Annotated in this window: 1 pseudogene; it reads right to left on the bottom strand. The window is 62.8% G+C overall.

What is annotated here, in order from left to right:
* Positions 1–344 (bottom strand): annotated as a pseudogene (locus B3187_RS12030) (XRE family transcriptional regulator); the annotation flags it as partial.

Here is a 344-nt window from a genome sequence, read left to right as displayed (position 1 = left end):
TAGGAGCGCAGCACCTGCTCGGCCAGCTGCCCCTGAAAGCCTTCGGATTGTGGGTCCCAGGTACCGCCGGTCATCAGCAGGGTGGGTTCGTTTTCCAGCTCACGCAGGGCGTTGGCGATGTTCAGAGAGTTGGTCATCACCACCAGCCCCTGCTTGTGGGACAACTCCGGCAACAGGGCGGCGGTGGTGGTGCCGCTGTCGATGATGATGCGATTGTGGTCCAGAATCAGGTCCGCTGCGGCCTTGGCCATGGATTGCTTTCGTTCCGAAACTTTTTCGGTACCCGGGTCGACGATCATTTCCTGGGGCAGGGGCACGGCGCCGCCGTAGCGGCGCAGCAGCAG

It is taken from the genome of Marinimicrobium sp. UBA4209 (assembly GCF_002381585.1).
In the GTDB taxonomy this organism is placed as follows: domain Bacteria; phylum Pseudomonadota; class Gammaproteobacteria; order Pseudomonadales; family Cellvibrionaceae; genus Marinimicrobium; species Marinimicrobium koreense.
This window is presented reverse-complemented; position numbering and strand designations above follow the sequence as displayed.